The organism is Pseudomonas sp. S37, assembly GCF_016658545.1.
Lineage (GTDB): Bacteria > Pseudomonadota > Gammaproteobacteria > Pseudomonadales > Pseudomonadaceae > Aquipseudomonas.
On sequence record NZ_JACVZC010000039.1, the window covers coordinates 1 to 25058 of the forward strand.

A 25058-nucleotide genomic window follows, 5' to 3' on the forward strand; every position below is an offset into this window, starting at 1 on the left:
GGCTGCTGCGCAGCCCATCGCGACGCAAGGCCGCTCCTACAGGGGACCGCGTCACATGTGAAAGTTGGCCCGGCTCTTGCTGAACTGATTGCACCGGTAGCCAACGGCGGTTGCCCCACTTAATCCCGACAAAGACGTCGCTCTCCCCCTCCACCTTCCGTGGAGCGGGTGGCGGCGTCTTTTTCGTTCCGTTGCTTTGCCGAGTGAGGTGTTCGATGAGTACCAGCTTCTGGAAATCCGGGCATGTGCCCACGCTGTTCGCCGCGTTCCTGTACTTCGACCTCAGCTTCATGGTCTGGTACCTGCTGGGCCCGCTGGCGGTGCAGATTGCCGCCGACCTGCAACTGAGCGCACAACAACGGGGCCTGATGGTGGCGATGCCGATCCTGGCGGGGGCGATCCTGCGCTTTGCCATGGGCGTGCTGGTCGACCGCCTGTCACCCAAAACCGCCGGGCTGATCGGCCAGGTGGTGGTTATCGTTGCACTGGCCGCTGCCTGGCACCTGGGCGTACACAGCTATGAACAAGCGCTGCTGCTGGGCGTATTTCTCGGCTTTGCCGGCGCCTCGTTCGCCGTATCGCTGCCGCTGGCCTCGCAATGGTACCCGCCTCAGCACCAGGGCAAGGCCATGGGCATCGCCGGCGCCGGGAACTCCGGCACGGTGTTCGCCGCCTTGCTGGCGCCGGCACTGGCAGCCGGCTTTGGCTGGAACAATGTGTTCGGCTTCGCGCTGATCCCGCTGACGCTGGCACTTGTGGTGTTCGCCCTGCTGGCGCGCAATGCCCCGCAACGGCCCAAGCCAAAGGCCATGGCCGATTACCTCAAGGCCCTGGGCGACCGCGACAGCTGGTGGTTCATGTTCTTCTACAGCGTCACGTTCGGCGGCTTCATTGGCCTGGCCAGCGCCCTGCCTGGCTACTTCAGCGACCAGTACGGCCTGAGCCCGGTCACCGCCGGTTACTACACCGCAGCCTGCGTGTTCGCCGGCAGCCTGATGCGCCCGATCGGCGGCGCCCTGGCCGACCGCTTTGGCGGCATCCGCACCCTGCTGGGCATGTACAGCGTGGCAGCCATCTGCATTGCCGCAGTCGGCTTCAACCTGCCGTCTGCAGCCGCTGCCCTGGCACTTTTCGTCAGTGCCATGCTCGGCCTGGGGGCCGGTAATGGCGCGGTGTTCCAGCTGGTACCGCAGCGCTTCCGCCAGGAGATCGGCGTAATGACCGGGCTGATCGGCATGGCCGGCGGCATCGGCGGCTTCCTGCTGGCGGCCGGGCTGGGCACCATCAAGCAGCACAGCGGCGATTACCAGCTCGGGCTGTGGCTGTTTGCCAGCCTGGGCCTGCTGGCCTGGTTCGGTCTGCATGGCGTGAAGCAGCGCTGGCGCACCACCTGGGGCTCGGCTGCAGTCACTGCAGCACGGGTCTGAGGCACGCCGATGAGCCTGCAACTGAGCTTCGCCCAAGCCAGCGCCACCGGGCCGCGCACGGAAAACCAGGACGCCATGCGCCTGGTCACCCCGGCGCCGGAGCTGGCCGCCAGCAAAGGCTACCTGTTCGCCCTGGCCGACGGTGTCAGCCAGTGTGCCGACGGTGGCCTGGCGGCGCGGGCCAGCCTGCAGGCGCTGGCGCTTGACTACTACGCCACCCCGGCCACCTGGAGCGTGGCCCAGGCCCTCGACCGCCTGCTGCTGGCGCAGAACCGCTGGCTGCGCGCCCAGGGCAGCGGCCAACCGTTGTTGACCACGCTCAGCGCACTGGTGCTGCGCGGCCGGCGCTTTACCCTGGCCCACGTCGGCGACTGCCGGGTGTACCGCTGGCACGCCGGGCGCCTGCAATGTCTGAGCGAAGACCATGTGTGGGACCAACCGGGCATGCAGCATGTGCTGAAACGCGCATTGGGCTTGGACCAGCACCTGCTGGTGGATTACCTGGAAGGCGAGCTGCAGCCAGGTGAATGCTATCTGCTGCTCAGCGACGGCGTGTGGGCCAGCCTGGGTGACCGGCATATCCAGGCGGTGCTGCGCGAGCAACCGGATCTGCAACTGGCTGCCGACACCCTGGTTGCCAGCGCCCACCTCAATGGCAGCCAGGACAACGCCAGCGCATTGCTGGTGCAGGTCGAGCAACTGGGCACGAGCAACCTCGGCGACACCCTGGCACAACTGCAGCACTGGCCGGTGCCCGAGCCACTGAGGGAAGGCCAGGTGATCGACGGCTGGCAGGTGGAAAAACTGCATGCACACAGCCGCCAGTCCCTGCTGTACCGGGTGCGCGATGAACAAGGCCAGGCATGGTTGCTCAAGACCCTACCACCTGCCCGCGAGCAGGAGCCTGGCGCGGCACAAGGGCTGTTGCTGGAAGAGTGGTTCCTGCGCCGTGTCGCCGGCCGGCACTTCCCCGAGCTGCACGCCTGCAGCCAGCGCCAGCAGTTGTACTACGTGATGCGAGAATACCCCGGCAAAAGCCTGGCGGTGATGCTGGCCGAAAACGGCCCGTTGCCGCTGCCGCAATGGCTGGAAATCGCCCGCCAGTTGCTGCAGGCAGTCGGGGTGTTGCACCGGCGCAACCTGCTGCACCGCGACATCAAGCCAGACAACCTGCACCTGGGCCGCGATGGCCAGTTGCGCGTGCTGGATTTTGGTGTGGCCTACTGCCCTGGCCTGTCCGAAGACCCGCTGCACGACCTGCCTGGCACACCTTCGTATATTGCCCCTGAAGCGTTCGACGGCCACCCGCCCTGCCCGCGCCAGGACCTGTATGCCGTGGGCGTGACGCTGTACCAGCTGCTGACCGGGCACTACCCGTATGGCGAAGTGGAGCCCTTCCAGCGCCCGCGCTTCGGCCAGCCGGTCAACGCCGCGCGCTACCGGCCCGACCTGCCGGAATGGTTGCAGCACAACCTGCAACAGGCGGTGGCCGCCGACCCGGCGCAGCGCTTCGAAACGGCCGAACACTGGTTGCTGCTGATCGAGCGCGGCGACCGCCAGGAACTGCCCGGCCGACCGCGGCCATTGCTGGAGCGCGAGCCGCTGAAGGTGTGGCGCACGATGGCCCTGCTGTCGTTGCTGCTCAACCTGATTCTCCTGCTTAGCCTGCTCAAAGGCTGAATGCAGCTTGTGGGCGAGCAAGCCCTGATGAATGCAAAGTGGTTGGGGAGCAGGTGGTTCAGGAATGGGTGGCAGTAGCTGGATGATGTGCTGCTTGTACTGGCCTCTTCGCGGGTAAACCCGCTCCCACAGGTATTGCACCAGACTCAGCCATGGTGCAGGACCTGTGGGAGCGGGTTTATCGGGGCGCCGAACCGCCGCGAAGAGGCCGGCACAGCCAACACAAATCCCAGGCAAAGAAAAACCCGGCCTAGGCCGGGTTTTTCGTGAAGCTTAAGACCAATTACTTGGACTGAGCTTCAACCTGCGCTTCAACGCGACGGTTAACAGCGCGACCTTCTTCGGTGGCGTTGTCAGCAACCGGACGGGTTTCGCCGTAGCCAACCGAATCAACACGGCTGGATTCTACGCCGTACTGCTGGGTCAGGACTTGCTTGACAGCGTTGGCACGACGCTCGGACAGCTTCTGGTTGTAAGCGTCTGGACCCACGGAGTCAGTGTGACCTTCAACCACGGTGGTGGTTTGTGGGTACTGCTTCATGAAGTCAGCCAGGTTCTTGATGTCGCCGTAGCTGTTTGGCTTGACGACCGACTTGTCGAAGTCGAACTTGACGTCCAGCTCAACACGAACGACTTCGGCAACAGCCGGGCAGCCGTCGGCGTCAACGGTAACGTTGGCCGGGGTGTCTGGGCACTTGTCGACGTTGTCGCACACGCCATCGTTGTCGGAGTCGGAGCAGACTTCAGCAACTGGAGCCGGAGCGGCTGCGGCTTGCTTCGGGCTACCGCCGAAGTTCAGGCCAACACCAACGCTCGGGGCCCACTCGGTGTCGCCCTGGTCGATGTTGTACTGGGCTTCTACGCCGGCACGGGCGTAGAACATGTCGGTGATGTACCACTTGGCGCCAGCGCCAACGTTGGCGAAGGTGGAGTGGTCACGACCGCCACGGCCGGTCTGGCCCAGCGACTGGTGCGAGAAACCAGCGGAAACGTACGGACGGATGGCGTCATACGGGTTGTTGAAGTGGTAAACGGCGTCCAGGGCGGTGTTCGAGCCCTTGATGTTTTTGCCGTCGTCGCCACGAGCGTTGTGCACTTCGTCGTAGCCCAGACGCAGTTCAACGTCGTCGGTCAGGAAGTAACCGATCGAACCGCCGAACAGGTTGCCGTCGTTCTTGAAGTCGCGCTGGCTGTCGAAGAATTCCTTCTTGTAGAAGATTTCAGTCTCGACGGCGCCTTGACCTTGTGCCATAGCGCCAATCGAAGTGGCGGCTACAAGCGAACCAATGGCCAAGCCCAAGGTGTTTTTCAATTTCATCCGTTAAATCCCCATCTGGTGATAGTTAAGCAGTCCCACCACAAACAAGGGGGACAACTCGACGGCAAGTCTAGCAGAACTCGCCGATCCGTTAGAGATATTTGCACGCCACTAAGTTTCATCCAGGCCTGCAAATTTCTCCCGAAGCTTGTCTAGCGCGCGCTTGTAACGCATTTTCGTCGCGCTCAGGCCCATGTGCATGATGTCGGCAATTTCCTGAAATTCCAGTTCTGCGACAAAACGCAGCACCAGGATTTCCCGGTCAATCGGGTTCACATGCACCAGCCATTTGTCCAGCCCGCCTTTTTCTTCCGGCTTCGGGGCCTTGTCTTCGGACGCCTCTTCTATAGGGTCCAGACTCAAGGCATCCATCAACCGGCGTTTACGGCGCTCCTTGCGGTACTGGGTAATGCACTCGTTGTAGGTGATGCTGTAGAGCCAGGTCTTGAACTTGGATTTACCCTCGAAGTTCTTCAGCCCGTACAGCACTTTCAGCATCACTTCCTGACAGACATCATCCGCGTCACGGTCGTTCCCCAGATAACGCGCACAGACGTTGAACAGGGTCCGCTGGTAACGCCGCATGAGCTCCTCATAGGCGCGGGTAACGTGGTACAGCTCCTCATGCGAACGCGCCACCAACTCTTCGTCGGTGAGCTCGCGGGGGTCATAACGCATGGGCGGCGAATGAACTTTATTCAAAACGGATCTGGCCGACAGTCAGGTCAATGTCGCCGCGCGACCCCGTGGGTCGAATTTCGCGGCGGCATACATTAACAGCTTTTGTGCGGTTAGCGGCTATTGACACGCTGCTCAAGCAACTCGCGGTTGGACAGCGACACCAGTTCGCCATCATCGGTCAGCAGTGTAGTCTTCACCGTTCCGATCTCTTCGATCTGCCCTTCAACCTCTCCAATCCGCACCTGCTGGCCGACCTGATACAGCTCGCGCACATAGATGCCGGCCAGGATCTGCCCGGCGATTTCGCGGCTACCCAGGCCCATGGCCAGGGCAACGGCCAGACCAACGGTAATCAGCCCGATCACGATCACGTGGTTCAGCAGGTCGGTTTTCACCTCCAGCTGGCTGATGGCGACCGAGATACTGATGATGATCACCAGGCCCTGGGTGATACGCCCGAGGCCCGCCGAATATTCCAGGCCGATACCTTCGGCAGCACCGCGCACCAGGCCGTTGGCCACCTGCGCCAGCAGCACGCCGGCCAACAGCACCAGTGCTGCGCCGAACACCTTGGGCAGGTACAGGGCGAGCATGTCGAGGGTCGCCGATACCCGCTCCAGGCCCAGCGATTCCGCCGCCGAAACCAGGAAGATGAGCAGCACGAACCAGTAGACGATCTTGCCGATCAGGGTCGAGATCGGCACCTGGATGCCGACCCGGCCGAGCATCTTGGTCAGGCCGGTGCCGGCCATGAGGCGGTCCAGGCCAAACTTGGCCAACAGCTTGGACAACAGCGTGTCGAGCAGCTTGGCCACCACGAAACCGAGCAGCACCACGACCAGCGCGCCGAACAGGTTAGGGATGAAGTTCGCCACTTTGGTCCAAAGGGCGGTCATCGCGGTGACCAGGCTCTGGGTCCAGAGATCGAGTTCCATATTCAATCGGCCTTATCTGCTTTGCTGCCGCTGGCAGCGTTGCGGGAAGAGTGTCGACGCACCGGCGCAACATGCGCCGAGCCATTATTCACGGCGATCAGCAGCGCCTGGCACCAGCGGCCAAGCAGGCTGAACAGATCACCTGCACCCACCTGGCGGTTGGCGGTTTTCAGTACACGACCCAAGCAAGCGGCGTCGTCCCGGTCGTCCCGGTCGTTGCCGGAGGGTGACGCCTTGAGCAGGTCGCGCAGGGATTCTTCAAACGGATCGTGCATGGGCACCTCGCGCAGTGTCAGTCAGAGACGAGATGGCCGGGCAATGGGTCACACATCGCATTGGGACGAATGTTTCAAATTGAGTGCGCGCTGGCTTCTTCGCGGGCACGCCCGCTCCCACAGGGGTCCCACAGGACCTGAAAGCTGTGACGCACCTGTGGGAGCGGGCAAGCCCGCGAAGAGGCCAGTGCAGGCAATACACGCCTATACCCACCGCAACCGCCGGAACAGCCACCACTGCCCCACCGCCAGCCCCAGCACGACGATGCAGGCAAACAGGAAGCCCAAGGGGTTTTCCGCCCCGGGGATGCCGCCGACATTGATGCCCAGCAGCCCGGTGATGAAGCTCATCGGCAAGAAGATGCAGGTAATGATGCCAAAGCGGTACATGGTGCGGTTCATCCGTTCGCTGCGGCGGCGGTCTTCGCTTTCCAGTACCAGCGCAGCGCGCTCACGGGTCAGTTCCAGCTCTTCGAGGTAGCGGATCAAGCTGTTGTTCAATTCGTTCCAGTAATCGGCGTCGGCATTGGCAAACCAGCTCCATTTGCTGCGCGACAACTGGGCGTAGATTTCCCGCTGCGGGGCCAGGAAGCGGCGCAAGCCGGCGGCGCGACGGCGGATCTGCTGCAGGCTGCCGTGCTCCGGGGTATACCGTTCGTCGGATTCGACTTTTTCTTCTTCCAGGTCAACCAGCTCGGCCAGGTCACTGACCAGGCCCTGGACCTTTTCGGTCAGCAGTTCGCCCATCAGCAGCAACAGCTCGGACGCCGATTTCGGCCCCCTGCCCTGCTCCAGTTGCTGGAGAACTTCGTCACTGGCGCGCAACGGCCGCAGGCGCAGCGAGATCACCCGCTGCGCCTCGGCGAAGATACGCACCGAAACCATGTCTTCGGGCTCGGCGCCCGGGTTGAGGTTGACCCCGCGCAGGAACAGCAACAGCTGCTCCTCGGCCATGGGCAGCAGGCGCGGACGGGTGTTTTCTTCCAGCAGCAGCTCGCAGGCGAACTCGCTCAGGCCGCTGTCGTGCAGCAGCCAGGTGCGGGTTTGCGGATGGCTGCGGTCCCAGTGCAGCCACAGGCTCTGCTCCGGTTGCAGTTGCAGGTCGTCCAGTTCGGTACGGGCAATCGAGCGCGCGCCACCTTTGCCATCGAGCACCAGGGCATGCACCAGCCCCCACTGCGCGTTGTCTTCCTCGAACATCAAAGCTCCATCAGCGCGTGCGGCGCATCACTCCGGCATTTTCAGCGGGCTTGGCGAAACCAGTACGCCATTGTTGTCGGCATACACATATTCGCCCGGGCGGAAGGTGACGCCAGCGAAGGTCACGGCCACGTTGAGGTCGCCGATGCCGCGTTTGTCGGTCTTCATCGGGTGGCTGGCCAAGGCCTGCACGCCGACGTCGGTCTGGATCAGCACATCGACGTCACGCACACAGCCGTAGATCACCAGGCCTTCCCAGCCATTTTTGGCAGCCTTTTCGGCGAGCATGTCGCCAAGCAAGGCACGGCGCAGCGAACCACCGCCATCGACCACCAGCACCTTGCCCTTGCCATCGAGTTCGACCTGCTCCTTGACCAGCGAGTTGTCTTCAAAGCACTTGATGGTGACGATCTGGCCGCCGAACGAATCGCGGCCACCGAAGTTGCTGAACATCGGCTCCAGCACTTGAACCAGGTCCGGGTAGGCGTCACACAGGTCGGGCGTTACGTAATGCTGCATGGGAAGCTCCTGTCAGTCACAACGAAAGCGGGTATCGGCCAAGGCTACACCTTGGAGGCCGTTGCAGTCATCCGGGACCGGGTGGTCATAGGTGTTTTGTCTGTGCGGGCCTCTTCGCGGGTAAACCCGCTCCTACACAGATCGTTGTAGGAGCGGGTTTACCCGCGAAGAGGCCCGCACAGGCGCCGCAGAATCAGCTGGCGGGCACAGCTTCCACAGCCACGGTGGACGCATGCACCGGCAACAACGGGTTACGCAGCCAACGCTCCACCAGCGGCCACACCTGCACCTGCGCAGCCTTGCTGACCAGCATGTCGACATGACCGAACGCCTCGAACCCTTCCTCTCGCCCCAGCCGCAGGAACTGCTTGCGCTCGCCCCCCAACTGTTCGAACAACTTGCGACAGGCCCACACCGGGTCCTGGAAGTCGCCCGCGCCAGCCACCGCCAACAGCGGTACATCGACTTCGGCCAACCCCGCCCACCAGTCGTGCTTCTTGTCGCCAAAGCGCCCGAACAAGCCATGCCAGCGCAGGCTTTCAAGGGCCAGGCCAATTGGCTCGTCCTCCGGCCCACGCTTGAACCGCGGCCCGGAAATCTGCCCCCAGCGTTTGAGCACCAGCTTCGCGCCCCAGGCCAGTGGCGGTACTTTCAGCGGCCAGTACACACGGCTGATCTGCGTACCGAAAAGCGCCACACTGGCGACTTGATCCGCCTCGAGAAAGCCACCGCCCAGCGCCGCAGCCAGGGTCGTGCCACCCAACGAGTGGCCAACCCAGTGCGGCGCCTGGCCCGACTGCTCGCGCACGAAGGCATTGATCAGGGGCAGGTCCTCCCGGGCGTAGGCGGCCACGCTGTTGTGCTTCCAGGCCAGGTTGCGCGGCGACAGGCCGTGACCGCGCATTTCAGGGATCCACACATCGAAACCGGCGCGCGCCAGGTAGGCGCCAAGGCCGACGCCTTTGGGCGAATACCAGAACCGCCGGTTGGAAAAACTGCCGTGCAGAAGAATGACCGGCACGCCATGGGGCTGGCTTTGGTCAGCCAGCCCCAGGCGCGTCACGGCCAGCTCGACGCTGGGGTCAGGGCTGTTGCCGGCCTTGATCCGGTACACGTCTTCGCTGAGGTCTCCGCGGCGCTCGGCACTGAGCAGGGCCACGGGAAATAAAGTGCTGCTGCTTTGCATAAGGTTGCTTGGTGCACAAAAAAGGGCGGGATCCATTGCTGGAACTCGCCCTGGAAAAAACCAGGCGGGGGTACGCCAGACGTCCCCCCGCATTTTTACTGCGTCAGGCCGCGCCTTGGCCTTCGGCCAGGAAGAACCAGGTTTCGAGTACCGAGTCCGGGTTCAGCGACACGCTTTCGATGCCCTGCTCCATCAGCCACTTGGCCAGGTCCGGATGGTCCGATGGGCCTTGGCCGCAGATGCCGATGTACTTGCCGGCCTTGTTGCAGGCGGCAATGGCGTTGGCCAGCAGCTTTTTCACCGCAGGATTTCGCTCGTCGAACAGGTGGGCGATGATGCCCGAGTCACGGTCCAGGCCCAGGGTCAGCTGGGTCAGGTCGTTGGAGCCGATCGAGAAGCCGTCGAAGTACTCCAGGAACTCTTCGGCCAGAATGGCGTTGGACGGCAGCTCGCACATCATGATCACACGCAGGCCGTTGTCGCCGCGGGCCAGGCCGTTCTCGGCCAGCAGGTCGACAACCTGGCTGGCTTCGCCCAGGGTGCGCACGAACGGCACCATGATCTCGACGTTGGTCAGGCCCATCTCGTTGCGCACGCGCTTCAGGGCACGGCATTCGAGCTCGAAGCAGTCACGGAACGATTCGCTGATGTAGCGCGAAGCGCCGCGGAAGCCCAGCATCGGGTTTTCTTCTTCCGGCTCGTACAGCTTGCCGCCGATCAGGTTGGCGTACTCGTTGGACTTGAAGTCCGACAGGCGCACGATGACCTTTTTCGGGTAGAAGGCCGCTGCCAGGGTGCTGATGCCTTCGACCAGTTTCTCGACGTAGAAGCCGACCGGGTCGTTGTAGCCGGCAATGCGCTTGTCGACGCTGTCTTTCAGGTCGGCTGGCAGGCCGGCGTAATTCAGCAGCGCCTTGGGGTGCACGCCGATCATGCGGTTGATGATGAATTCCAGGCGCGCCAGGCCAACACCTTCGTTCGGCAACTGGGCAAAGTCGAAGGCGCGGTCCGGGTTGCCGACGTTCATCATGATCTTGAACGGCAGCTCGGGCATGGCATCGACCGAGTTCTGCTTGATGTCGAAGCCCAGTTCACCTTCGAAGATGAAGCCGGTGTCGCCTTCGGCGCAGGACACGGTCACGCCCTGGCCGTCTTTCAGTACCTGGGTGGCGTTGCCGCAACCGACCACGGCCGGGATGCCCAGCTCACGGGCGATGATCGCCGCGTGGCAGGTACGCCCGCCACGGTTGGTGACGATGGCGCTGGCGCGCTTCATGACCGGTTCCCAGTCCGGGTCGGTCATGTCGGACACCAGCACGTCGCCCGGCTGGACCTTGTCCATTTCCGATACGTCGTTGATCACGCGGACCTTGCCGGCGCCGATGCGCTGGCCGATGGCACGGCCTTCGACCAGCACGGTGCCCTTTTCCTTCAGCAGGTAGCGTTCCATGACATTGGCGCTGGAACGGCTCTTCACGGTCTCAGGGCGGGCCTGGACGATGTACAGCTTGCCGTCGTCACCGTCCTTGGCCCACTCGATGTCCATCGGCCGCTGGTAGTGCTGCTCGATGATCATCGCCTGCTTGGCCAGCTCGCTGACCTCGGCATCGCTGAGGCAGAAGCGCGCGCGCTCGGCGCGGTCGACTTCGACGGTCTTGACCGAACGGCCGGCCTTGGCTTCGTCGCCGTAGACCATCTTGATCGCCTTGCTGCCCAGGTTGCGGCGCAGGATGGCCGGGCGGCCGGCCTGCAGGGTGTTCTTGTGCACGTAGAATTCGTCAGGGTTGACCGCACCCTGCACCACGGTTTCGCCCAGGCCATAGGCGCCGGTGATGAACACCACGTCGCGGAAGCCCGACTCGGTGTCGAGGGTGAACATGACGCCGGCGGTGCCGGTTTCCGAGCGTACCATGCGTTGCACGCCGGCAGACAGGGCGACCAGCTTGTGGTCGAAGCCCTGGTGCACGCGGTAGGCGATGGCGCGGTCGTTGAACAGCGAGGCGAACACTTCCTTGGCCGCGCGGATCACGTTATCGACGCCACGGATGTTGAGGAAGGTTTCCTGCTGACCGGCGAACGAGGCGTCCGGCAGGTCTTCGGCGGTAGCCGAGGAGCGCACGGCAACGGCCATGTTGTCGTTGCCGGCGGCCATGGCGGCGAAGGCCGTACGGATTTCCGAATCCAGACGTGCCGGGAATTCGGCTTCCATGACCCACTGGCGGATCTGCGCGCCGGTCTTGGTCAGGGCATTGATGTCATCCACGTCCAGCGCGTCGAGCGCGGCGTGAATCTTGTCGTTCAGGCCACTCTGCTCGAGAAAGTCACGGTACGCCTGCGCCGTGGTGGCAAAGCCGCCCGGCACGGACACCCCGGCACCTGCGAGGTTACTGATCATCTCGCCCAGGGATGCGTTCTTGCCCCCCACATGCTCCACATCATGGACGCCGAGCTTATCGAGGGAAACTACGTACTCTACCAAGGTGATCTCTCCACTAACTGTGTTGGAAAAGCTCAAAAGGCGCCCGCCTGTCTTCTATGACTTGGCCGGGCGTTTGTGGCCTGTACCTGGAAAATAGGCTTTGCAAATGTGGCAGAATGACGACAGCCGCATTCGGCAAACCGAACTTATCATATCCAAGAATCTTCATCAGCTTAAGGCCCAGATCGCAAATGAAACGAACCGCGTTCTTCATCTCCGACGGCACCGGTATCACTGCCGAAACCCTGGGCCAGAGTCTGCTCGCGCAATTCGAGAGCATTCCGTTCAACAAATTCACCCGTCCGTACATCGATTCGCCCGACAAGGCGCGGACCATGGTCCAGCAAATCAACACGGCGGCCGAGCGCGACGGGGTGCGCCCGATCATCTTCGACACCATCGTCAACCAGGACATCCGCGAGATCCTGGCCACGTCCAATGGCTTCATGATCGACATCTTTTCTTCGTTTTTATCCCCGCTCGAGCAGGAATTGACCGCCCATTCGTCGTATTCCGTTGGTAAGTCGCACTCGATTGGCGGCAATTCCAACTACATGGAGCGCATCGAGGCGGTGAACTTCGCCCTGGACAACGACGATGGCGCGCGCACCCACTACTACGACAAAGCCGACCTGATCCTGGTGGGCGTGTCGCGCTGCGGCAAGACCCCAACCTGCCTGTACATGGCCATGCAGTTCGGCATCCGCGCCGCCAACTACCCGCTGACCGAGGACGACATGGAGCGCCTGCAGCTGCCGGCGGTGCTGAAAAAGCACCATAACAAGCTGTTCGGGCTGACCATCGACCCCGACCGGCTGACGGCTATTCGCCACGAGCGCAAGCCCAACAGCCGCTATTCCAGCTTTGCCCAGTGCGAGTTCGAAGTGCGCGAGGTGGAAAGCCTGTTCCGCCGGGAGAACATTCCCAACATCAACTCCACGCATTTTTCGGTGGAGGAGATTTCGGCGAAGATTCTGGTGGAGAAAGGGGTGGAGCGCAGGTTCAAGTAAACCTGCACCGGCCTCTTCGCGGGTAAACCCGCTCCCACAGGTACCTCACAGCACTCACGCCTTGTGATAATCCTGTGGGAGCGGGTTCACCCGCGAAGAGGCCGGTACAGGTGTACAAAAAAGCCCCGGCATCGCTGCCGGGGCTTTTTCATTTCAGCTCAAGCTCAGGACGGCACCACCGCCGCCTGCCCGCTCATGGCCAGGTCGACCAGCTCGCGGTTGGCCACCGCGTACATCGCATAGTCGGTACCGGTGGCATTGCGCAGGTCGTCAAGCATGGCGCGCCAGCGCTCCACCATCACCCGGTGCTGCTCGGCCCACAGCGCCACACGGGCGTCCATGTCTTCCGGGGCATCGGCCATCTGCAGTACCGAGATGGTGATGGCCCGCTGCTGCAGGTCGATGTCATCACGGAACGCTTCGCGGGCCAGCGCCTGCCAGTTGTTTTCCACTGGCAGGTTGCTGATTTCCTGCAGGTACCAGGTCAGGTCCAGCGCGCTGCCCACGGCGAAGAACGCCTTGGCCACCTGCGCCGGGTCATGCCCGGTCACGTCGGCCGCTTCGATGATCGGCAGCAGGGTGTACAGGTGGCTGGTGCCGGCCACCATGCGCGCCAGCAACTCCGGCACACCGGCCTCGACAAAGCCCTGGTAGCGCACCATCCAGCGTTCGCGGGTCGGCCCTTCAAGCAGTTCGTCAAGCTTAAGCCCCAGCTGCGCGATCTTCGGCCCGAAGTGCGCCGTGTCACGCCCGGCATCCTGCTCGTTGCGGCGGCTGCGCAGGAACCAGCGGGTAGCCCGGCGGCCCAGGCGCATCAGCTCGTCCATCAGGGTCAGCTGGATTTCGGCCGGCACCTGGTAGTCGAGCGCCTCGATCTGGCGGAACCAGTGCGGCAGATGGAAGATGTCACGCACGATCACGTAGGCCCCGGCCACATTGGCCGGGCTCATGCCCGTCGACTCTTTCAGGCGCTGGACGAAGGTGATGCCCATGTTGTTGACCAGGTCGTTGGCGATCTGGGTGCTGACGATTTCACGCTTCAGGCGGTGGCGGCGCATGGCCTCGGCGAACTTGCTGACCAGCGACGGCGGGAAGGCGGTTTCCATGTCGCGGGTCAGGTAGTCGTCGTCCGGTACCAACGATTTGAGCAACTGCTCCTTGAGGTCGATCTTGCTGTACGAGATCAGCACCGACAATTCGGCGCGGGTCAGGCCCTGGCCGGCAGCCAGGCGTTCGGCCAGTTGCTCTTCGGAGGGCAGGAACTCGATGGCGCGGTCCAGCTTGCCACGCGCCTCCAGGTCGGCCATCAGGCGCTTGTACTCGGCAATCCGCTCGCGGGCGCGGCGGGCGGCCAGCGACAGCGCCTGGGTCTGCTTGTAGTTATTGCCCAGCACCAGGCCGCCCACTTCATCGGTCATGCTGCCGAGCAGCTGGTTGCGCTGCTTCTCGGTCATGTCGCCACCCTGCACCACTTCGTTGAGCAGGATCTTGATGTTGACCTCGTGGTCGGAGCAGTCCACGCCGCCGGCGTTGTCGATGAAGTCGGTGTTGGTGGCGCCGCCGTTGAGGCCGAACTCCACCCGGCCAAGCTGGGTCATGCCCAGGTTGCCGCCCTCGCCCACCACCTTGCAGCGCAGTTCGTTGCCGTTGACCCGCAGCGCATCGTTGGCCTTGTCGCCGACATCGGCGTGGCTTTCGGTGCTGGCCTTGACGTAGGTACCGATGCCGCCGTTCCACAGCAGGTCTACCGGCGCCTTGAGCAGGGCATTGAGCAGCTCGGTCGGGGTCAGGCGGTCGGCTTCGATAGCGAAGCGTTCTTGCATCTGCGGGCTGATGGCGATGCTCTTGGCACTGCGCGGGAAGATCCCGCCGCCTTCGGACATGATGCTGGTGTCGTAGTCGCTCCAGGCCGAACGCGGCAGATCGAACAGGCGCTTGCGCTCGGCAAAGCTTGCGGCCGGCTCCGGGTTCGGGTCGATGAAGATGTGCAGGTGGTTGAACGCCGCCACCAATTGCAGCTTATCGGACATCAGCAGGCCGTTGCCAAACACGTCGCCGGCCATGTCGCCCACGCCAATGACGGTGATCGGGTCTTGCTGCACGTTGATGCCGCGCTCGCGGAAGTGGCGCTGCACGCCCACCCAGGCGCCACGCGCGGTAATGCCCATCTTCTTGTGGTCGTAACCGGCCGAGCCGCCCGAGGCAAACGCATCGCCCAGCCAGAAACCGTAGTCGATGGCGATGCCGTTGGCGATGTCGGAGAACGTCGCGGTGCCTTTGTCGGCCGCCACCACCAGGTACGGGTCGTCTTCGTCGTGGCGCACCACGTTGGCCGGCGGCACCACGCCACCGTCCTTGAGGTTGTCGGTGATGTCGAGCAGGCCGGAAATGAAGATGCGGTAGCACGCCACGCCTTCGGCGGCGATCTCGTCACGGCTGCCGCCCAGTGGCAGGCGGCGCGGCAGGAAGCCGCCCTTGGCGCCAACCGGCACGATCACCGAGTTCTTCACCTGTTGGGCCTTGACCAGGCCGAGCACTTCGGTGCGGAAGTCTTCTTCGCGGTCGGACCAGCGCAGGCCGCCGCGGGCAACGTTGCCGAAGCGCAGGTGCACGCCCTCGACCCTTGGCGAGTAGACGAAGATCTCGAACTTGGGTACCGGTTTGGGCAGCTCAGGGATCAGTTTGGGGTTGAACTTGAAGCTGAAGTACGACTTGTTCTGGCCGTTGGCGTCCGGCTGGTAGAAGTTGGTGCGCAGGGTGGCCTTGATCAGGTCCAGGTAGCGGCGCAGGATGCGGTCTTCGTTAAGCACCTGCACGTCGTCCAGCGCGGTCAGGATGGCCTGTTCCAGGCGCTGCTGCTTGTCGTCCAGGTCGTCCTGGGTGAGCTTGCGCGCCAGGTAGAAGCGGGTTTTGAACAACCGGGTCAGCTCACGGGCAATGTCGGTGTGGTTGTTCAGGGTGCTGGCGATGTAGCCCAGGTCGAAGCCCAGGCGGATTTGCTTCAGGTAACGGGCGTAGGCGCGTAGCAGCGCCACGTCGCGCCATGGCAGGCCGGCCGTCAGCACCAGGCGGTTGAACGCGTCGTTTTCGGCATCGCCGCGGACGATGTGGATGAAGGCATCCTGCAGGGTGTCGTTGAGTTGCTGGATATCCAGGCTCAGGCCTTCGCTGTAGGTGAAGGCGAAGTCGTGGATCCAGTACTCGCGGCCGCTGGCATGGCGCACCCGGTAGGGGAACTCGCCGAGTACGCGCAGGCCGAGGTTTTCCAGGATCGGCAGCACGTCGGACAGCGCCAGCGGGGTATCGGCGTGGTACAGCTTGCAGTGCAGGATGCGCTCGCCGGCCTGGGTCAGCGGTTGATAGAAGCTCATCGCCAGCGGCTTGCTTTCCGACAGGCCCAGCACATGCTGCAGGTCGACCACTGCCGAGTGCGCGGCAAAGCGCTCGCGGTAGCCGGCGGGGAAGCCTTTGGGGAAGTCGGCGAGGATATTGGTGCCCTGGGCTTCACCGAAGTTCTCGATAACCAGTGCCGAGTAGTCGTCATGCCAGGAGCGGCAGGCCTGGACCACTTCGCGTTCCAGCTGCTGCGGGTCGATGTCGATGCGGTTCTTCGGGTCTACCCGCAGAATCAGTTGCACACGAGCCAGCACCGATTCGGAGAAGAAGGTCCAGAACTCGCAGTCGCTGGCCTTCAGGCGCTCCATCAGCACTTGCTGGATCTTCTGCCGTACTTCGGTGGAGTAGATTTCCCGCGGCACATAGGCCAGGCAGTAGCAGAAGCGGCCGTACGGGTCCTTGCGCAGGAACACGCGGATCTTGTTGCGCTCCTGGATCTGCACGATGGCCATGACGGTGCTGAACAATTCGTCGACCGGCGTCTGGAACAGGTCGTCGCGCGGCAGCACTTCCAGCACCTGGGCCAGTTCCTTGCCCAGGTGGGCCTTGGGATCGAAGCCCGAGCGGCGCTCGACTTCAGTGACCTTCACGCGGATATACGGAATGGCATGCACGCTTTCGCCATACACCGACGAGGTGTACAGGCCCATGAAGCGGTGTTCCTTGATGACCTTGCCATCGGCGTCCAGCTGGCGGATCGAAACGTAGTCCGGGTAGGCCGGGCGGTGCACGCGGCTGGGCAGTGCGGCCTTGGCGAACGACAGCAGCAGCGGCTCGTTGAGGTAGGCCACGGCGTAGTCTTCGATACGCAGCTCTTCGGCGGTCAGGCCCACGCGCAGGCGGCGCGGCAGGCCGAGGAACGACTGCTCGTCGTAAACCATCTGGCCACCGTCGGCATCGCCCTTGACGGTGAATTCCTCATAACCCAGGAAGGTGAAGTGGTTGTCCAGCAACCATTCGAGGAAGGCCTTGACCTCGCCCTTCTCATTTTGCGCCGGGCCGAAGGCGGTCTGTTCCACCTCCGCCACCACTTCACGCAGCTTGGCTTTCATCGGATCGAAGTCGGCGACCACCACGCGCACTTCGGCCAGCACCTGCTCGATCTCGCGGGCCAGCACCGTCAGCTCGGCAGCGTTGGCGCAACGGTCGATCTCCAGGTACATCAGCGACTCATGGCGCACACCCTCGCCCTGGGTGCCCTTGGGCAGCAGTTCCAGCAGTTCGCCCTTGGCGCCACGGCGCACGCTGAGCACGGTGGTTTGCAGGGTATGGATGCTGTAGCCGCGGCGGTTGAGCTCGGTGCGTACCGAGTCGACCAGGAACGGCAGGTCGTGGTGCAGCACTTCGACCACGGTGTGGGTCGACTGCCAGCCATTGCGTTCGTAATCAGGGTTGTACACCCGTACTTGCGGGTATTCGGGGTCGAAACGTTCGATGATGCGCCAGGCTGACAGGGTGCAGCCGGCCAGGTCGGAAAGCCTGCGCTGGGTGAGTTCGTCCAGAGAGATGATGCCGAAGAACTGCTCGGCGAATAGCGCCACTTGTGGCAGGGACTGTTCGCTGATGTGCTGCGCCAGGGCCGCTTGCAGTTGATGCTGGAAGTCGGCTTTGCTGGCTGCGGTGAAGAACGCCATCTGTGGTACTCCGCTTGGGCTTTGTAATAGTTGAAGCGTCGCTGCGTGCGCCATGTACGGATCAACGATAGCCAACCCGTGGCAAGGCGGACGGTAAAAACCAGGCGTTGAACGTGCGCAGGCACGCCCAGGGCTGGGCGAAGCTTAACGACTGATCGGTCATCAAGGCTTGCAGCGCTGCGACAATTTCGGTCAAGGGGCGGTAACTTTACGTTTATGCATGTAGCCAAGACTGTCAGAATTCCCTTCCGTTTCCTTTGATCCGAGCCTGATCATGCAAATCAACACTGCCCTGCTGTTCGCCACCCCTTGCGATGACGAGGAAGACAACATGGCGACCCTGTGCTGCCACAGCGACAAGGGTCAGATGTTTCTGCTTACCCGCTACCCGGACGAAGACACCGTCGACCTGACCCTGGATGACGAGCCGTCGACGCTGGACGGGCTGAAAGTGACCTTGAGTGCCAAGCGCCTGCTGATCGAAGTGGCAGCCGGTGACCGCGATGCGCTGAAGGGCGATGAGGTGCTGGAGATCAACCTGACCAGCGAGCTGAGTGACCTGGATGAGGTGAAGGAGACGCTGGAGAACATCCTGGCCGGGACTGGCACCTTCGTTTGCGAGCTTTGAACCGACGCGGTGGATGGCACCGGCGTTGCCGGTGTTCGCGGCTAAAGCCGCTCCCACAGGTTATTGCGTAAGCCTGAAACCCGCGCGATCCCTGTGGGAGCGGGTTTACCCGCGAAGCAGACGCCGCGGAATCAGATCAACGCCGCCTGCATTTCTTGCGCCTGCGCCCGCAACGCCTCACAAAACGGCTCCACCGCCGCCGAAGCCGGCCGATGATCCGGCCGTATCAGCATCACCTGGTACGGCACCGACACCCGCAACCGGCGAATCGGCAGCCCGCCCTGCGCGGCCTCCAGCCCGCTCAGCGGGTTGATGATCGCCACCCCCAGGCCTTGGCGCACCATCGCACACACCGACGCAGCACTGGTGGTCTCGATCACCGTGCGACGGTTCACCCCCGCCGCGCGAAAGTGCTGGTCCAGGCGCTGGCGGTAGGTGTCCAGGCTGGCCAGGTTGATGAAGTCGACTTCGTGGAAATCGCTCAACTCCAGCTCGGCCTTGGCCTGCAACGGGTGGTGTTCGGGCAGCACGCAGACCATGTTGGCGCTGAACAGCAGTTCGCCATACGCCCCGCGCGGTATCTGCTCGACCTCGGTCAGGCCCAGGTCATGCTGCTGGGCCACCAGCGACTCCTCCAGCAACGGCGACTCCTGCGCCAGAATGCTCACACTCACCCCGCGGTGCTGCTGGTGAAAGCGCTGGCAGGCCTTGGGCAGCAAGGTTTGCGAGAACAGCGGCAGGCAGGTGATGGCCAGCCGGCCCTGCTCGAAATTACGAATCGCCTGGGCAAAGCGGTCGATCCGCTCCAGCCCGACGTAGGCACGCTCGACCTCCTCGATCAACAGCAGCGCCTGGGCCGTCGCCACCAGGCGGCCACCTTCGCGCTCGAACAGGTTCAGCCCTGTCACCTGCTCCAGCCGGGCCAGCTCGCGGCTGACAGTAGGCTGCGAGGTAAACAGCAGGCGCGCAGCACCGGTGACACTGCCCGCCGCCATGATGGCGCGGAACACTTCGATATGGCGGACAGACAGCTTCACGGCAAGGCCCTGCGAAATCACGTTAGCCATATCAAATATGAATAGCTGACAGAAAAATAGCTATTTTTCTGAATTCCTGCGTTGGCGCATGCTCCTGGTAATCCTTGTATGACTTGAACGAGTAACGCCACCATGACTGCACCTTTCACCCTCCTGGCCGAGGCGGTCCGCCAGCACGGCTCGCCGCTGTGGGCCTACGACGCCAGCACCATCGCCGAACGCGTGGCACAGCTGAAGGTGTTCGACACCGTACGTTTCGCCCAGAAGGCCAACCCCAACCTGCACGTGCTGCGCCTGATGCGCGCCCACGGCCTGGTGCTGGACGCGGTATCGCTGGGTGAAATGGAGCGTGCCTTCGCTGCCGGTGCCAGCGTCGAGGGCGACCCGGCCGGTGTGGTGCTGACCTGCGATGCGCTGGACCGGCCCACCCTGGAGCGGGTGGTGGCCGAAAAGATCGAAGTCAACGCCGGCTCCATCGACATGCTGCGCCAGTTGGGTGAGCGTTCCCCGGGCCACCGCGTGTGGGTCCGCATCAACCCGGGCTTCGGCCATGGCCACAGCCGCAAGACCAATACCGGCGGCGAAAACAGCAAGCACGGTATCTGGCATGAAGAGCTGGACGAGGCGCTGGCGGTGATCAAGGCCCATGGCCTGCACCTGGTGGGCGTGCACATGCACATCGGCTCCGGGGTCGATTACCAGCACCTGGAGCAGGTGGCCCGCTCGATGATCGAGCTGATCGGTCGCCTGGGCGTGGACATCGAGGCGTTCTCCATCGGCGGCGGGCTGTCTACCCCGTACCGCAGCACCGACAAGCCGGTCGACCTGCAGCGCTATGCCCGGACCTGGGCGGTGGCACGCAAGGAAATCGAAGCGATGCTCGGCCACCCGGTGCGCATGGAGATCGAGCCTGGCCGCTTCCTGGTCGCCGAGTCCGGCTACCTGGTGGCCGAGGTGCGTGCGGTGAAACAGGTGGGCCGCAATACCTTCGTCATGATCGACGCCGGCTTCAACGACCTGATGCGCCCGGCCATGTACGGTGCCTACCACGGCATGACCCTGCTCGATGCCAACGGCCAGCCGGTGGACCGCCCACGCCAGCCGACCGTGGTGGCCGGGCCGCTGTGCGAATCGGGTGACGTGTTCACCCAGGATGATCAGGAACTGACCCCGCAAGACCTGCCCCAGGCCCAAGTGGGCGACCTGCTGGTCATTCATGACGCCGGCGCCTATGGCGCGTCGATGTCGTCGAACTACAACAGCCGGCCGCTGCTGCCGGAGTTCCTGATCGAGAACGGCGCCCTGCGCATGATCCGCCGGCGGCAGACGGTGCAGGACCTGCTGGGCCTGGAGGCGGGTTTCTAAACTCGCTTTCAAGGCGCATACAAGCCCCTGTGGGAGCGGGTTTACCCGCGAACCAAGCGACGCGGTAGTTGGCACCGGCTTCGCCGGTGTTCGCGGGTGAACCCGCTCCCACAGGGGCACGCGGTAGCCAGGCCTCTTGAGAATGATCCTTGCATTAACCCCACCCTCTCGCGACAATGCGATCAATTCCCATTAATAGTGCAGTCTTGACGCCATGTCGACGCTCGATCCCCAGGCCCTGCACCAGCTGTACAGCGAGAACAACAGCTGGCTGAAGGGCTGGCTGCGTGCCCGCCTGGGCAATGCCGCCGATGCCTCCGACCTGGCCCACGACACCTTTTTGCGGGTGATGACTGCCCGTAATCAGTTGCCGATCCGCGAGCCACGCAGCTACCTCAGCGCCATCGCCCGCTCGCTGCTGATCGACAAGGGCCGCCGTCGCACCATCGAACAGGCCTACCTGCAGGCCCTGGCGCTGCGCCCGGAACCGGTGGAAGTCTCGCCTGAGGTGCGCCTGTCCATCATCGAAATGCTGGTAGCAGTAGACAGCCTGCTCGACGAACTGGGCGCCAAGACCCGCGCCATCTTCCTGGCCGTGCAGCTCGAAGGCCTGACTTACGGGGCGGCCGCCGAGCGCTTCGGCGTGTCGGTCACCACCGTGAAGAATCACCTGATCAAGGCCATGACCCGCTGCCTGCTGGCAGTCGAAGGCTGAGTACATGGAACTCAAAACGCTCGAAGCCGCCGTAACCTGGTATGTGCAGCTGAACGACGGTGCCAGCGACGAGGCCCGCACTCAGGCCTGGCGCCAGTGGCTGCAGGCCAGCCCGCAACATGCCGCCGCCTGGGCACGGGTGGAAAAGCTCCAGCAGCAATGGGCCCTGGTGCCGGCGCAGGCGGCGCTGTCCAGCCTGGGGGCAGCCCAGGCACAGCGCCGTGACGTACTGAAAGTGCTGAGCCTGCTGCTGGCCATGGGTGGCGGCGGCTGGCTGGCAGCTGAGCAGGTGCCCTACCACGCCCTGTTGGCCCAGCAACGTACCGGCACCGGCGAACGGCGCACCCTGCAATTGGCAGACGGCTCGCAACTGGAGCTGAACGTGGGTACCGCGCTGGACGTGCGCTATGACGCCAAGGTGCGGGCGATCCAGCTGTACCAGGGGGAAATCCTGGTGAAACCGGTCAGCGACCGGCAGCAGCGCCCGTTCATCGTGCACACCGAGGATGGCAGCATCCTTGCCCGCAGTACCGCGTTCAGCATTCGCAAACTGGCGCAGCAGACGCGGGTGGGCGTACTCCAGGCCTCGGTCGAGGTGCGCCCGCAACGCCATCTGGACCGGGTACTGCAACTGCAAGCCGGGCAGCAGGTGAACTTCGGCCCCGACGACTTCACCCGCCCCCATGCCCTGCCCGCCGACTCCACGGCGTGGCTGCAAGGCATGCTGAGCGTGAACGACTGGCGCCTGGGCGACTTCATCGAAGAGCTGGGGCGCTACCGGCCAGGGGTACTGCGCTGCGCCTCGTCGATCCAGGCCATGAGCATTTCCGGCGCGTTCCGCATCGACGACACCGATATCGCCCTGGCCAACCTGCCGAAAACCCTGCCGGTTAAGGTGCGTTACCTCAGCCGCTACTGGGTCAGCGTGGAGCCTGCCTGAACACCCGTTGAAAAAACTTTCAGTGAAATCTTGCTGATTTCGATTCTCGTCCGTCCCTGACACAAGCCGCGACGACAGCGGCTTTCTGCCATGACTCGGAAGGATCACGTAATGCCCCACCTGCACCCCACCCCTGCAACCACGCTGAGCCAGGCTGTGCGCCTGGTGTTGTTCGGTATGTCCCTGGCCAGCGCACCGGCCGCGCTGCTGATGCCTGCCCAGGCCATGGCCCAGAGCCAGACCGCCTACCATATCGCCGCTGGCCCGTTGGGCAATGCCATCACCCAGTTCGGCGTGCAGGCGGGGGTGACCATTTCGTTCGACACCGCACAAACGCGCAACCTGACCAGCACTGGCCTGGAGGGCAGCTACAGTGTCGAGGAAGGGCTGGTACGGCTGCTGGGCAACAGTGGCTTGCAGGCGCAGCGCCAGGGCAACGGCGGTTATGTGCTGGTGCCTGCCGACACTGGCACGGCCATGGAACTGGGGCCGTTGAACATCGACGCCAACCGGCTGGATGCGACCAGCGAGGGTACCCAGTCGTACGCTGCCCGTGCAGTGACCATCGGTAAAGGCACACACACCCTGCGCGAGACGCCCCAGGCAGCGACCGTCCTGACCCGCAAGTACATGGACGACCAGAACATCACCACCATCGAACAAGCCATGGAGAAAACCCCAGGCATCGCCGTTTACGAATCGCCAATGGGCGGCAAGTATTTCTACTCCCGCGGCTTCATGATGCAAGGGCAGTATCAATATGATGGTGTACCGCTGGACGTAGGTGGCGAATATGTTCAGGCCAACAGCTTTTCCGGCGACATGGCGTTTTACGACCGCGTCGAGGTCCTGAAGGGTGCCGCAGGCATGATGAAAGGCTCGGGCAGCTCTACTGGCGGGGTCAATTTCGTGCGCAAGCGTGGCCAGAGCAAACCTGCCACCAGCGTGACGCTTTCGGCAGGTTCATGGGACAACTACCGTGGCCAGGTCGATACCGGCGGCCCGCTCAACGCATCAGGCACCCTGCGTGGACGCGCCGTGGTCGCGCTACAAGACCGACAGTACTTCTATGACATAGGCAAACGCGATGACCAGATTCTCTACGGTGCCCTGGACTACGACCTGACACCGGACACCACCCTCGGCGTAGGCGTGGCATATGAACGTCTGAACGCCACCCCTTGCTGGCATGGCCTGCCGCGCTACAGCGACGGCAAGGACTTGAAGCTAAGCCGTTCCACGTGCCTTGGCGCCTCCTGGAACCGCTGGGAGAGCGAGCGCACAACGGTCTTTGCCGACCTCTCGCACCAGCTGAACGAAGACTGGGCCTTCAAGTTCGCCGGCGTCTGGACCCACAACGATCAGGATATCAAGTACGCCCTGTCAGAAACCCCGGGTGGGGTGAGCCATGGCGCCACTACGGCACCTTCGTCGGTCTATTCCGGCCTGTTTGATTATGACCAGACCGACTATGGCTTCGATGCGTACCTGGACGGCAAATTCGATGCCTTCGGCCTGCAGCATGAACTGGTGGTAGGCACAAACGCCAGCCGCGCCAAGACGCGCGATCATTGGGCTCTGATCAACATGACCGAACTGCTCGGCGCCACTCAGGATCCATTCAACCCCAGCTCGCATATTGTCGAACCGCCAGATGACTTCTATGCGCCCAATTCATACCGGGGCGGTTCGATACCGACCGAATCGGACACCCGCCAATTCGGCACCTACGCCACCCTTCGGCTGAAACTTGCCGAACCTTTGACAGCCGTGCTCGGCACACGCGTCAGCTGGTACCGCAATAGCCGCGACTCCTATACACAGGCCTGGAACTACCACCAGCCCGACCGGAGCCAGGAGAACGGCCAGGTCACGCCGTTCGCGGCACTCATTTATGACCTGAACGACAACTGGTCCGTCTACACCAGCTATGCGGACATCTTCCAGCCGCAAAGCACCTACACCGACGAGTCCGGCAGCCCGATACAACCCAAGACCGGGGCCAGCTACGAGCTTGGCATCAAAGGCGAGTTGATGGACGGCCGGGTCAACACCGCCTTCAACCTGTTCCGCACGGTTGAGGAACATCGGGCCGAGGCCAACTACAACTCGTCCTGCCCAAGTTCATCGGACGGCTTCTGCTACAGCGATGTGGGCAAAGTCAGAGCGCAAGGGTTCGAGGCGGAAATCAGTGGTGAAGTCATCGACAGGCTGCAAGTGCTGGCAGGCTACACCTACACCCAGACCAAGTACCTGGACAGCAGAAACGACAACCCGCAAGAACCCGCAGTAGGGCTCACGTACTTCCCGCGCCACCTGCTGCGCGCCTGGGCTGACTATCAACTGAGCGGCGAGCTGGATCGCTGGAGTGTAGGTGCCGGCGTAACCGCCCAGAGCGACGTATCATTCCGCGATGCCAACGTCAGGCCAGCCGTGAAGTCCGTACAGGCCGGATATGCCATCTGGAGTGGTCGCATCGGATATCGTATCGACGATCACTGGTCCGTTGCGCTGAACGGCAACAACCTGTTCGACAAGAAGTACTACCAGAGCGTTGGCGCCGTGTCCTGGGGCAACTTCTACGGTGAACCGCGCAACTTCATGGTCACCCTCAAAGGCACGTTCTGAACAAA

Annotated in this window: 18 protein-coding genes; 8 read left to right on the plus strand and 10 right to left on the minus strand. The window is 63.2% G+C overall.

Annotated features, from left to right (window positions below):
- Window positions 1-215: 215 nt before the first annotated feature.
- Together IAE39_RS14280 and IAE39_RS14285 are read left to right on the plus strand one after the other, a co-directional pair.
- Window positions 216-1427 (plus strand): nitrate/nitrite transporter, encoded by a 1212-nt coding sequence (locus tag IAE39_RS14280; protein ID WP_201203422.1) that lies wholly within the window; start codon window positions 216-218, stop codon window positions 1425-1427.
- Window positions 1428-1436: 9 nt separating this feature from the next.
- Entirely contained in the window at window positions 1437-3107 is a 1671-nt protein-coding gene (locus IAE39_RS14285) for a bifunctional protein-serine/threonine kinase/phosphatase (protein WP_201203423.1), read from the plus strand.
- 283 nt (window positions 3108-3390) lie between these two features.
- Here IAE39_RS14285 and IAE39_RS14290 read toward each other — a convergent pair whose 3' ends face one another.
- From IAE39_RS14290 to ppsA, 8 genes are all read right to left on the minus strand, one after another.
- Window positions 3391-4425, minus strand: a complete 1035-nt coding sequence (locus tag IAE39_RS14290; protein WP_201203424.1) for an OmpA family protein — start codon at window positions 4423-4425, stop codon at window positions 3391-3393.
- Between the two features lie 111 nt (window positions 4426-4536).
- Window positions 4537-5103: an RNA polymerase sigma factor SigX gene (sigX, locus tag IAE39_RS14295; RefSeq protein ID WP_016500791.1), complete on the minus strand. Its 567-nt coding sequence runs from the start codon at window positions 5101-5103 to the stop codon at window positions 4537-4539.
- 113 nt (window positions 5104-5216) lie between these two features.
- A complete protein-coding gene (locus tag IAE39_RS14300) occupies window positions 5217-6041 on the minus strand; it encodes a mechanosensitive ion channel family protein (RefSeq protein WP_051098801.1) in 825 nt (274 codons plus the stop codon).
- A gap of 2 nt (window positions 6042-6043) precedes the next feature.
- Complete coding sequence (locus IAE39_RS14305) at window positions 6044-6316, minus strand: hypothetical protein (RefSeq protein WP_028697557.1); 273 nt, start codon at window positions 6314-6316, stop codon at window positions 6044-6046.
- Window positions 6317-6520: 204 nt separating this feature from the next.
- Window positions 6521-7516, minus strand: coding sequence for a zinc transporter ZntB (locus tag IAE39_RS14310; RefSeq protein WP_201203426.1), 996 nt, complete (start codon window positions 7514-7516; stop codon window positions 6521-6523).
- 27 nt (window positions 7517-7543) lie between these two features.
- Window positions 7544-8035: a ribonuclease E activity regulator RraA gene (gene rraA / locus IAE39_RS14315; protein ID WP_021785500.1), complete on the minus strand. Its 492-nt coding sequence runs from the start codon at window positions 8033-8035 to the stop codon at window positions 7544-7546.
- A 193-nt stretch (window positions 8036-8228) separates the two neighbouring features.
- Entirely contained in the window at window positions 8229-9221 is a 993-nt protein-coding gene (locus IAE39_RS14320) for an alpha/beta fold hydrolase (RefSeq protein WP_236548576.1), read from the minus strand.
- Window positions 9222-9324: 103 nt separating this feature from the next.
- The gene (gene ppsA / locus IAE39_RS14325; RefSeq protein ID WP_201203430.1) at window positions 9325-11700 is read right to left on the minus strand and encodes a phosphoenolpyruvate synthase; all 2376 of its coding nucleotides are present in this window, start codon (window positions 11698-11700) and stop codon (window positions 9325-9327) included.
- Window positions 11701-11891: 191 nt separating this feature from the next.
- On the opposite strand from ppsA, the gene ppsR reads away from it, so the two are divergent.
- Window positions 11892-12710: a posphoenolpyruvate synthetase regulatory kinase/phosphorylase PpsR gene (gene ppsR / locus IAE39_RS14330; protein WP_201203432.1), complete on the plus strand. Its 819-nt coding sequence runs from the start codon at window positions 11892-11894 to the stop codon at window positions 12708-12710.
- A gap of 164 nt (window positions 12711-12874) precedes the next feature.
- Here ppsR and IAE39_RS14335 read toward each other — a convergent pair whose 3' ends face one another.
- The gene (locus IAE39_RS14335) at window positions 12875-17740 is read right to left on the minus strand and encodes an NAD-glutamate dehydrogenase (RefSeq protein WP_201203434.1); all 4866 of its coding nucleotides are present in this window, start codon (window positions 17738-17740) and stop codon (window positions 12875-12877) included.
- Between the two features lie 274 nt (window positions 17741-18014).
- Here IAE39_RS14335 and IAE39_RS14340 point away from each other — a divergent pair, with 274 nt between their 5' ends.
- Entirely contained in the window at window positions 18015-18368 is a 354-nt protein-coding gene (locus IAE39_RS14340) for a hypothetical protein (RefSeq protein WP_108481445.1), read from the plus strand.
- Window positions 18369-18499: 131 nt separating this feature from the next.
- On the opposite strand, the gene IAE39_RS14345 is transcribed toward IAE39_RS14340, so the two are convergent.
- Window positions 18500-19405: a LysR family transcriptional regulator gene (locus tag IAE39_RS14345; RefSeq protein ID WP_201203436.1), complete on the minus strand. Its 906-nt coding sequence runs from the start codon at window positions 19403-19405 to the stop codon at window positions 18500-18502.
- A 132-nt stretch (window positions 19406-19537) separates the two neighbouring features.
- Here IAE39_RS14345 and lysA point away from each other — a divergent pair, with 132 nt between their 5' ends.
- The 4 genes from lysA to IAE39_RS14365 all read left to right on the plus strand — a co-directional run bounded on the left by lysA (window position 19538) and on the right by IAE39_RS14365 (window position 25053).
- Entirely contained in the window at window positions 19538-20770 is a 1233-nt protein-coding gene (gene lysA, locus IAE39_RS14350; RefSeq protein WP_201203438.1) for a diaminopimelate decarboxylase, read from the plus strand.
- 214 nt (window positions 20771-20984) lie between these two features.
- Window positions 20985-21485, plus strand: coding sequence for a sigma-70 family RNA polymerase sigma factor (locus tag IAE39_RS14355; protein WP_201203440.1), 501 nt, complete (start codon window positions 20985-20987; stop codon window positions 21483-21485).
- Window positions 21486-21489: 4 nt separating this feature from the next.
- Window positions 21490-22425, plus strand: coding sequence for a FecR domain-containing protein (locus tag IAE39_RS14360; protein ID WP_201203442.1), 936 nt, complete (start codon window positions 21490-21492; stop codon window positions 22423-22425).
- A 111-nt stretch (window positions 22426-22536) separates the two neighbouring features.
- Window positions 22537-25053, plus strand: a complete 2517-nt coding sequence (locus tag IAE39_RS14365; protein ID WP_201203443.1) for a TonB-dependent siderophore receptor — start codon at window positions 22537-22539, stop codon at window positions 25051-25053.
- Window positions 25054-25058: the final 5 nt, after the last annotated feature.

Bases quoted from the DNA above. Each gene is read 5' to 3' on its own strand.
- IAE39_RS14280 (WP_201203422.1), top strand. From the start codon at position 216: ATGAGTACCAGCTTCTGGAAATCCGGGCATGTGCCCACGCTGTTCGCC.
- IAE39_RS14285 (WP_201203423.1), top strand. From the start codon at position 1,437: ATGAGCCTGCAACTGAGCTTCGCCCAAGCCAGCGCCACCGGGCCGCGC.
- IAE39_RS14290 (WP_201203424.1), bottom strand. From the start codon at position 4,425: ATGAAATTGAAAAACACCTTGGGCTTGGCCATTGGTTCGCTTGTAGCC.
- sigX (WP_016500791.1), bottom strand. From the start codon at position 5,103: ATGCGTTATGACCCCCGCGAGCTCACCGACGAAGAGTTGGTGGCGCGT.
- IAE39_RS14300 (WP_051098801.1), bottom strand. From the start codon at position 6,041: ATGGAACTCGATCTCTGGACCCAGAGCCTGGTCACCGCGATGACCGCC.
- IAE39_RS14305 (WP_028697557.1), bottom strand. From the start codon at position 6,316: ATGCACGATCCGTTTGAAGAATCCCTGCGCGACCTGCTCAAGGCGTCA.
- IAE39_RS14310 (WP_201203426.1), bottom strand. From the start codon at position 7,516: ATGTTCGAGGAAGACAACGCGCAGTGGGGGCTGGTGCATGCCCTGGTG.
- rraA (WP_021785500.1), bottom strand. From the start codon at position 8,035: ATGCAGCATTACGTAACGCCCGACCTGTGTGACGCCTACCCGGACCTG.
- IAE39_RS14320 (WP_236548576.1), bottom strand. From the start codon at position 9,221: ATGCAAAGCAGCAGCACTTTATTTCCCGTGGCCCTGCTCAGTGCCGAG.
- ppsR (WP_201203432.1), top strand. From the start codon at position 11,892: ATGAAACGAACCGCGTTCTTCATCTCCGACGGCACCGGTATCACTGCC.
- IAE39_RS14335 (WP_201203434.1), bottom strand. From the start codon at position 17,740: ATGGCGTTCTTCACCGCAGCCAGCAAAGCCGACTTCCAGCATCAACTG.
- IAE39_RS14340 (WP_108481445.1), top strand. From the start codon at position 18,015: ATGCAAATCAACACTGCCCTGCTGTTCGCCACCCCTTGCGATGACGAG.
- lysA (WP_201203438.1), top strand. From the start codon at position 19,538: ATGACTGCACCTTTCACCCTCCTGGCCGAGGCGGTCCGCCAGCACGGC.
- IAE39_RS14355 (WP_201203440.1), top strand. From the start codon at position 20,985: ATGTCGACGCTCGATCCCCAGGCCCTGCACCAGCTGTACAGCGAGAAC.
- IAE39_RS14360 (WP_201203442.1), top strand. From the start codon at position 21,490: ATGGAACTCAAAACGCTCGAAGCCGCCGTAACCTGGTATGTGCAGCTG.
- IAE39_RS14365 (WP_201203443.1), top strand. From the start codon at position 22,537: ATGCCCCACCTGCACCCCACCCCTGCAACCACGCTGAGCCAGGCTGTG.